Below are 6,773 nucleotides of genomic sequence, written 5' to 3'. Positions count from 1 at the left end.
AATACATATGAAGATGATTAAGACTCCATATGTATTAAAAGTAGCTGTATAAAAAGCAGTAGCGGTGTCATGGATGCACCCGTGGCTAAACTCCACGATACTCTGGCAATTCAATTGCCGAGTAATTCACGATAGATATTCAACTACCATCTTCCCATCTTCATATTTATTCGATAACACAGTGTATTTTGAATAAATCTCACTTAGCGCTTTACCATCCTCTGGTTCAAGATAAACGGTAAAGCGTTTTTTACTATTAATTACTCTTTCATACATTTCATCGATAAGGGTGTCGATATTTACCTTGTTTTTAACACTTATTTCAATGTGGTTTGGAATTGCGACCTTTAGTCTTTCATAGGCAATTTCATTTGCAATTGAGTCGATTTTATTAAAAACAATTTTCTTATCGTTATCTCCAGCCCCTAATGACGATAATACCTCTAATGTGGTTTGGTGACACTTCTCGCAATCAGGATTAGCTAGATCGACAACAATTATTAGGGTATCAGCATATTTTGCTTCCTCCAATGTGGATGAAAACGCACTAATTAAGTGATGAGGAAGGTTTGAGACAAAGCCTACAGTATCTGTTACTGTAATATCAACTCTACCTTTTAGCTTCATAGCTCTTGTAGTTGGATCAAGAGTGGCAAAGAGCTTATCTTCAACAAAGGTATTAGCATTGGTTAGTAAATTTAACAGAGAACTTTTACCTGCATTTGTGTATCCAACTAAGCTAAAGGAATAGGCTTTATTTTTATCCCTACTTTTTCTTTGAACATTTCTTATTTTTTTAACTTCCTCAAGCTCTCTTTTAAGAGTGATAATTCTTTCACTTAACTTTCTTTTATCAAGTTCAAGCTGTCTTTCACCAGCACCTCTACTACCTTTAACACCACCCCTCTGCTGGGATAATTCCTCCCAACGTCTTCTTAGACGTGGAAGAGAGTATTCTGCTCTTGCAAGGGCAACTTGTAGTTTAGCTTCTTTTGTTTGGGCACGGTCTGCAAAGATTTGTAAGATTACTTCTTCTCTATCAATTACACAAATATCAAGGGATGCTTCCAAATTCCTTAAGATTCTTGGTTCAAGAGAGGTATCGAACACTACTAAGTCTGGTTCATAGTATAAGATGTTTTCTTTTACTTCCTCTACTTGTCCCTTTCCAAGCATCGTAGCACTGTTATATTCCCTAACTCTAAAAACAATACTTGAGATAACATCAACTCCCATTGTCTTTACAAGGGAGCAAAGCTCTTCTTCTCTTAAAGCACTATCATTTACTTCTTCAATTGGGATGACTAATAGGGCACTTTTCTTTGTTAATACTGTTTCTATCATGATTAGTGAAAATTTTAACTAATGTTAAAGGTATTGTGAAGAGTTCTGTTTTGGATTAAGCTTCTAGCGAGGTTAATAATATGGCACTAAACTGTGGTATCGTTGGACTTCCCAACGTTGGTAAATCAACTATATTTTCAGCAGTAACATCTGCACCTGCAGAAGCTGCAAACTATCCTTTCTGTACAATCGATCCAAATATCGGTATGGTAGCAGTTCCAGATAAGAGACTTGATAAAATTGTAGAGTTAATTCCTCCTGCTAAAGTAATTCCTGCAACAGTCGAATTTGTTGATATTGCAGGTCTTGTAAAAGGTGCTAGCAAGGGTGAAGGACTAGGTAATAGATTCTTAGCATCAATTAGAGAAGTAGGGGTTCTTGCTCATGTAGTAAGATGCTTTGATAACAGTGATATCATCCATGTTGATGGAAAAATTGATCCTGCAAATGATATTGAAACAATTAATATCGAGCTTGCTCTTGCTGATTTAGAAACAGTTGAAAAGAGATATGAAAAGCAAAGCAGAATGGGTAGAGTAAATAAGGAGATGCAGAAGGAAAATGAATTTTACCTTCCAATTCTTGAAAAGCTTAAGGCTGCTCTTAGCGAGGGTATTCAAGCTCGTTCTGTTATTACAGATGAAGATGAGATTAAAGCACTTTATGATCTTCATTTAATTACAATGAAGCCTGTTATCTACGTTTGTAATGTCGATGAAGATTCTATCTTAGAAGAAAATGATTACGTTAAAACTGTAAAAGAAATAGCTAAAAAAGAAGGCTCTGCTGTAGTAGTTATTTGTGGCAAAATTGAAAGTGAGATTGCTGCACTCGATACTCCTGAAGAAAAGAAAGAATTCCTGGAGGCAGTTGGTCTTGAAGAGAGTGGGCTAAACCACTTAATTCGAAGTGCTTATCAAACTCTTGGTCTTAGAACATTCTTTACAGCTGGCTCTGATGAAGATAGAGCATGGACCTTCCATGCTGGTGATAAAGCTCCACGTTGCGCAGGTGTAATCCACACTGACTTTGAAAAGGGCTTTATTAAGGCTGAAGTTTATAACTGTGAAGATCTCTTTACCTATGGCTCTGAACAAAAGGTTAAAGAAGCAGGTAAGTTAAGACTTGAAGGAAAAGAATACATTGTTCAAGATGGCGATATAATGCACTTCAGATTTAACAACTAATTTGCGGTAAAAAACACCAAAAACTCCACATGGCATGGTTGATGCATAACCATATGTGGAGTTTATTTATGTTTAAAGAAAATAAAGAAGATTTAATACTAACAGTTTTTTTCATAGGTGGTACAATTGGAGGCTTGTGGGAAACACTATGGGCATTATTAACTCGTGGAGTTGTTGAGTGGAAGAGTGGAATAATGTATTTCCCCCTTTGTAATCCTATATATGGACTTGGGGCTGTGTTAATAACTCTTTATGCTCTAATGTATAAAAGTAAACTTGGTATTTATATTTTCTCAGTTGTCAGCTGTACGTTAGCTGAATATTTTTTCTCTATTTTGGAAGAATTACTGCTCTCATCAATGAGCTGGGATTACTCATCTTACCTTTTAAATCTAGATGGTAGGGTAAACCTTTTATACTCACTCTTTTGGGGATTTCTTGGGATTGTTTTTTCAACAACGATACTCCCCTATTTAGAAAATGATGTAGTTAGAAATGGTGAAAAATACCAAGTGATTACATTTATACTTTCAATTATCTATATACCTTTGATGTTGTTTTCAATTATTGGCTTATTTGTGTATCAATATGGAAGTAATAATTTAATCTTAAATGCTATTTTTTCTGATGAAGTAATGAGTTTTTTCTATCCAACACGTGTGTTAGTAATGAAATAACTATTGACGCTATAGCATAATATTTAGTATTCTATCCAAGCTGATTTTTATCTAGCAATAACAATTTTTCGGAGGGTATAAATCTATGGCAAGAAACATGGCTCCTAGATTTAAGCAGTGCAGAAGACTTGGTGTTAATGTATGTGGACATCCCAAGGCAATGAAGAGAGCTGGTTCACCAGCATTCGCAAAGAGAAAGAAGCCTACTGAATACAGTAAGCAGCTTACAGAGAAGCAGAAGCTCAAGGCTTATTATGGCGTACTTGAGAGACAGCTTCACCACTACTATGAGAAGGCTCTTAAGAGCGATATGATGACAGGTGATGCACTTGTTATTCAGCTCGAGAGAAGACTTGATAACGCAGTTTACCGCATTGGTTTCGGTAACTCTATCCGTCTTGCTCGCCAGCTTGTTTCACACGGACACATCTTGGTAAACGGCAAGAAGGTTGACATCCCATCTTATGAACTCAAGGTTGGCGATGTAGTTTCACTCAAGGAGAGCTCAAGAAAGAACGAGCACTTCAGAGACTGCTTCCTTGGTCACCCTAACTTCAATCTTCCATATTTTGAGAAGAACGAGGATGAGTTCTCTGGTAAGTTCACAAGACTTCCTGAAAGAAGCGAGATCCCTGTAGAAGTTAACGACCAGTACGTTGTTGAGTACTACAGTAAATAATAATTTTATTCTCTCTTGTTTATTGGACGAGACCTGGCCACATACTGGAAACAGAGAAGTATATCCACCATTCCCAATACTGGATTTACCCGTCTCACCGTTCTTTGACGGCTGCCCTCAAAAACAAAGAGCGAGCGATAATAAATTAAGAGATAATAGTAAGGACCGCCTGCAAAGGTGGTCTTTTTTACATTCTTTTTACACTAACAATTCTTTATTTTTCACATTCATATTCTATTCTTTGGGCCATGGAGGATAGAAAATGAAAAAGTTCATTGTATCTATTTTAATTATCACATTAGCACTTACTAGTGCATTTGCATCAGGAGCTAGTGAAACATCAAAAAGTGTTTCTACAGATGGATCTACTTCAATGGAGAAGGTAATCGGCTCACTTGGTGAAGCATTCATGGCAAATAATAAAGGTGTTTCATTTACATACAATCCAACAGGATCTGGTTCAGGAATTCAGGCTGTTAGCGAAGGTAGATGTGATATCGGTTTATCATCAAGAGCTTTAAAGGATAGTGAAAAAGCTAAGGGCCTTAAGGAAACTGTACTTGCTCTTGACGGCATTGCAATCGTTGTTAATCCTAACAATAGTGTATCTGATCTATCTCTTGATGATTTATCAAAGATCTTTACTGGTGAAATTAAATCTTGGAAAGAGTTAGGTGGTGATGACAGTGAAATAGTTGTAATTGGTAGAGAAGCTGGTTCTGGTACTAGAGATGGTTTTGAGTCAATAACTAAGACTAGTGATAAATGTGTTTATCGTCAGGAACTTACAAGTACAGGTGATGTAATTGCAACTGTTAGTTCAAATGAAAATGCCATTGGTTATGCATCACTTTCAGCAGTTAAATCAACAGTAAAGGCTCTCAAGATTGATGGTGTTATCCCAAGTGAAGAGACAATTAAGGATAACACATATAAGGTACAGCGCCCATTTGTCATGGTTACAGTTGAAGGTAAACAATTAAATGAGACTGCTGATAAGTTCTTCAATTGGGCTCTCTCAAGTGAAGCTGCTCCAATAATCTCTAAAGCAGGTGCAATTCCACTCGTATGAAAGAAAAGGCTATAAGTATCATCTTTACAATCATAGGACTTGTAGCAGTACTCTTTGTACTCTTAATAACAGTTTATCTCATCATTGCAGGTATTCCTGCAATTGGTGAGATAGGCTTTATAAACTTTATGTTTGGAAAGGTGTGGAGAAGTACTGGATCAAATCCTGAGTTCGGAATTCTTTCTTTTATCTTAACAAGTATATGGGGAACTTGCGGAGCCTTAGTAATAGGACTTCCTTTAGGATTCTTTTCATCAGTATACCTTGCAAAGATGGCTCCAAAGAGAGTTAGAGACTTATTTGTAGTAGTAATTGGAGTTATTTCAGGTATTCCATCTGTTGTTTATGGCTTAGTTGGTATGCTTATTTTAGTTCCACTAATTAGAAATATTTTTTCGCTTTCAGATGGTGCATCACTTTTTGCTGCAATAATTGTACTTGCTATTATGATTTTACCAACTGTAATTAAAGTATCTTTAACAAGTCTTGAGGCGGTCCCAAAGGAGTACGAGGAAGCTTCCCTTGCACTAGGTGCAAATGAAACTGAAACTTACTTTAGAATTAGTGTTCCAGCAGCCAAGAGCGGAATATTAACTGGGGTAGTACTTGGAATTGGTAGAGCTATTGGAGAAGCAATGGCAGTAATGATGGTTGCGGGAAATGTAGCTAACATGCCATCACTATTTCAAAGCGTTAGATTCTTAACAACTGCAGTTGCTATAGAGATGTCTTATTCCTCTGGACTTCAAAGGCAAGCTTTATTTTCAATAGCTTTAGTTCTATTTGTATTCATTATGTTGATAAACGCTATCTTAATGGCACTAAGAGAGGAGAAAGATAAATGAGTAGTCGAAAGCTATACACAAATTTGATGAATACACTATCATTTCTTAGCATTTTAATTGTTGGTTTATTTTCTCTCTTTTTAGTTGGCTATGTTATTTTTAAAGGTTTTAGCAACATTACAATTAAGCTTATTTCAACCTCTCCATCATACCTTGAAGAGAGAATTGGAATCTTACCTGATATAGTAAATACAATTTATCTAGTCCTTACTACTTTAATTATTGTGCTTCCACTGGGTGTTGGAGCAGCTATATATCTAAATGAATATGCAACTAATAAAAAAATAACTAAGCTAATTGGATTTGCTTCTGAAACTCTATCTGGTATTCCCTCAATTATTTATGGCTTAGCAGGTATGCTAATCTTTTGTCAATTTTTAAAATTAAGAACTTCATTAATTTCAGGTAGTTTAACGCTTGTAATGATGACACTCCCAACTGTAATTAGAACAACAGAAGAGAGCTTAAAGACTGTCCCAAATAGCTATAGAGAAGGTGCTTTTGCACTTGGTGCTGGAAAGTGGAGAACTATTAGAACTGTAGTACTTCCTGCTTCAATACAAGGTATTTTAACAGGTTGTATTCTATCGGTTGGAAGAATACTAGGAGAGAGTGCTGCTTTATTATTTACAATGGGCTTTGCCCACACCTTAAATGGATACTTGACTGCACTTTCATCCTCTGGTTCAACGCTTACAGTTGCTCTCTATGTTTATGCTAAAGAGCAGGGTGAGTTTGGAGTTGCCTTTGCAATTGCAGCAATTTTGATGGTTTTAACAATCGTTTTGAATTTAATAACGTTTTTCTTAGAGCGTTATTTTGCTAGGAGATATAGATGAATAGACTAGAGAGTAAAAAACTTAATCTATTTTATTCAAACCACCATGCCCTTAAGGATATTAATTTATCAATGGGTGAAAATAGTGTTACCGCATTAATTGGTCCATCAGGATGTGGAAAGAGTACATT

Annotated in this window: 8 protein-coding genes; 7 read left to right on the top strand and 1 reads right to left on the bottom strand. The window is 36.1% G+C overall.

Annotated features, from left to right (window positions below):
- Window positions 1-126: 126 nt before the first annotated feature.
- Window positions 127-1,344, bottom strand: coding sequence for a GTPase HflX (hflX, locus tag SOY52_RS09260; protein WP_320848670.1), 1,218 nt, complete (start codon window positions 1,342-1,344; stop codon window positions 127-129).
- Window positions 1,345-1,424: 80 nt separating this feature from the next.
- Between hflX and ychF the strand changes: the two genes are divergently transcribed.
- The 7 genes from ychF to SOY52_RS09225 form a co-directional block, all read left to right on the top strand.
- Window positions 1,425-2,531: a redox-regulated ATPase YchF gene (gene ychF, locus SOY52_RS09255; protein WP_320848669.1), complete on the top strand. Its 1,107-nt coding sequence runs from the start codon at window positions 1,425-1,427 to the stop codon at window positions 2,529-2,531.
- A 68-nt stretch (window positions 2,532-2,599) separates the two neighbouring features.
- Window positions 2,600-3,208 (top strand): putative ABC transporter permease, encoded by a 609-nt coding sequence (locus SOY52_RS09250; RefSeq protein ID WP_320848668.1) that lies wholly within the window; start codon window positions 2,600-2,602, stop codon window positions 3,206-3,208.
- Between the two features lie 85 nt (window positions 3,209-3,293).
- Window positions 3,294-3,887, top strand: coding sequence for a 30S ribosomal protein S4 (gene rpsD, locus SOY52_RS09245; RefSeq protein ID WP_154425627.1), 594 nt, complete (start codon window positions 3,294-3,296; stop codon window positions 3,885-3,887).
- 262 nt (window positions 3,888-4,149) lie between these two features.
- On the top strand, window positions 4,150-4,959 hold the full coding sequence (locus SOY52_RS09240; protein ID WP_320848667.1) for a phosphate ABC transporter substrate-binding protein: 810 nt from the start codon (window positions 4,150-4,152) through the stop codon (window positions 4,957-4,959).
- Entirely contained in the window at window positions 4,956-5,804 is an 849-nt protein-coding gene (gene pstC / locus SOY52_RS09235; RefSeq protein WP_320848666.1) for a phosphate ABC transporter permease subunit PstC, read from the top strand. Before SOY52_RS09240 ends, pstC begins: the two co-directional genes overlap by 4 nt.
- Entirely contained in the window at window positions 5,801-6,643 is an 843-nt protein-coding gene (gene pstA / locus SOY52_RS09230; RefSeq protein WP_320848665.1) for a phosphate ABC transporter permease PstA, read from the top strand. The genes pstC and pstA overlap by 4 nt, the downstream gene beginning before the upstream one ends.
- The coding region (locus tag SOY52_RS09225; RefSeq protein ID WP_320848671.1) for an ATP-binding cassette domain-containing protein at window positions 6,640-6,773 on the top strand (134 nt) is incomplete at its 3' end. The genes pstA and SOY52_RS09225, both read left to right, overlap by 4 nt.

It is taken from the genome of Bullifex sp., assembly GCF_034103065.1.
Lineage (GTDB): Bacteria > Spirochaetota > Spirochaetia > Sphaerochaetales > Sphaerochaetaceae > Bullifex.
Note: the sequence above shows the minus strand (reverse complement) of the source record. Positions and strands in the feature narration are given on the sequence as shown.

Coding starts and splice junctions, on each gene's coding strand:
- hflX (WP_320848670.1), bottom strand. CDS start 1,344: ATGATAGAAACAGTATTAACAAAGAAAAGTGCCCTATTAGTCATCCCA.
- ychF (WP_320848669.1), top strand. CDS start 1,425: ATGGCACTAAACTGTGGTATCGTTGGACTTCCCAACGTTGGTAAATCA.
- SOY52_RS09250 (WP_320848668.1), top strand. CDS start 2,600: ATGTTTAAAGAAAATAAAGAAGATTTAATACTAACAGTTTTTTTCATA.
- rpsD (WP_154425627.1), top strand. CDS start 3,294: ATGGCAAGAAACATGGCTCCTAGATTTAAGCAGTGCAGAAGACTTGGT.
- SOY52_RS09240 (WP_320848667.1), top strand. CDS start 4,150: ATGAAAAAGTTCATTGTATCTATTTTAATTATCACATTAGCACTTACT.
- pstC (WP_320848666.1), top strand. CDS start 4,956: ATGAAAGAAAAGGCTATAAGTATCATCTTTACAATCATAGGACTTGTA.
- pstA (WP_320848665.1), top strand. CDS start 5,801: ATGAGTAGTCGAAAGCTATACACAAATTTGATGAATACACTATCATTT.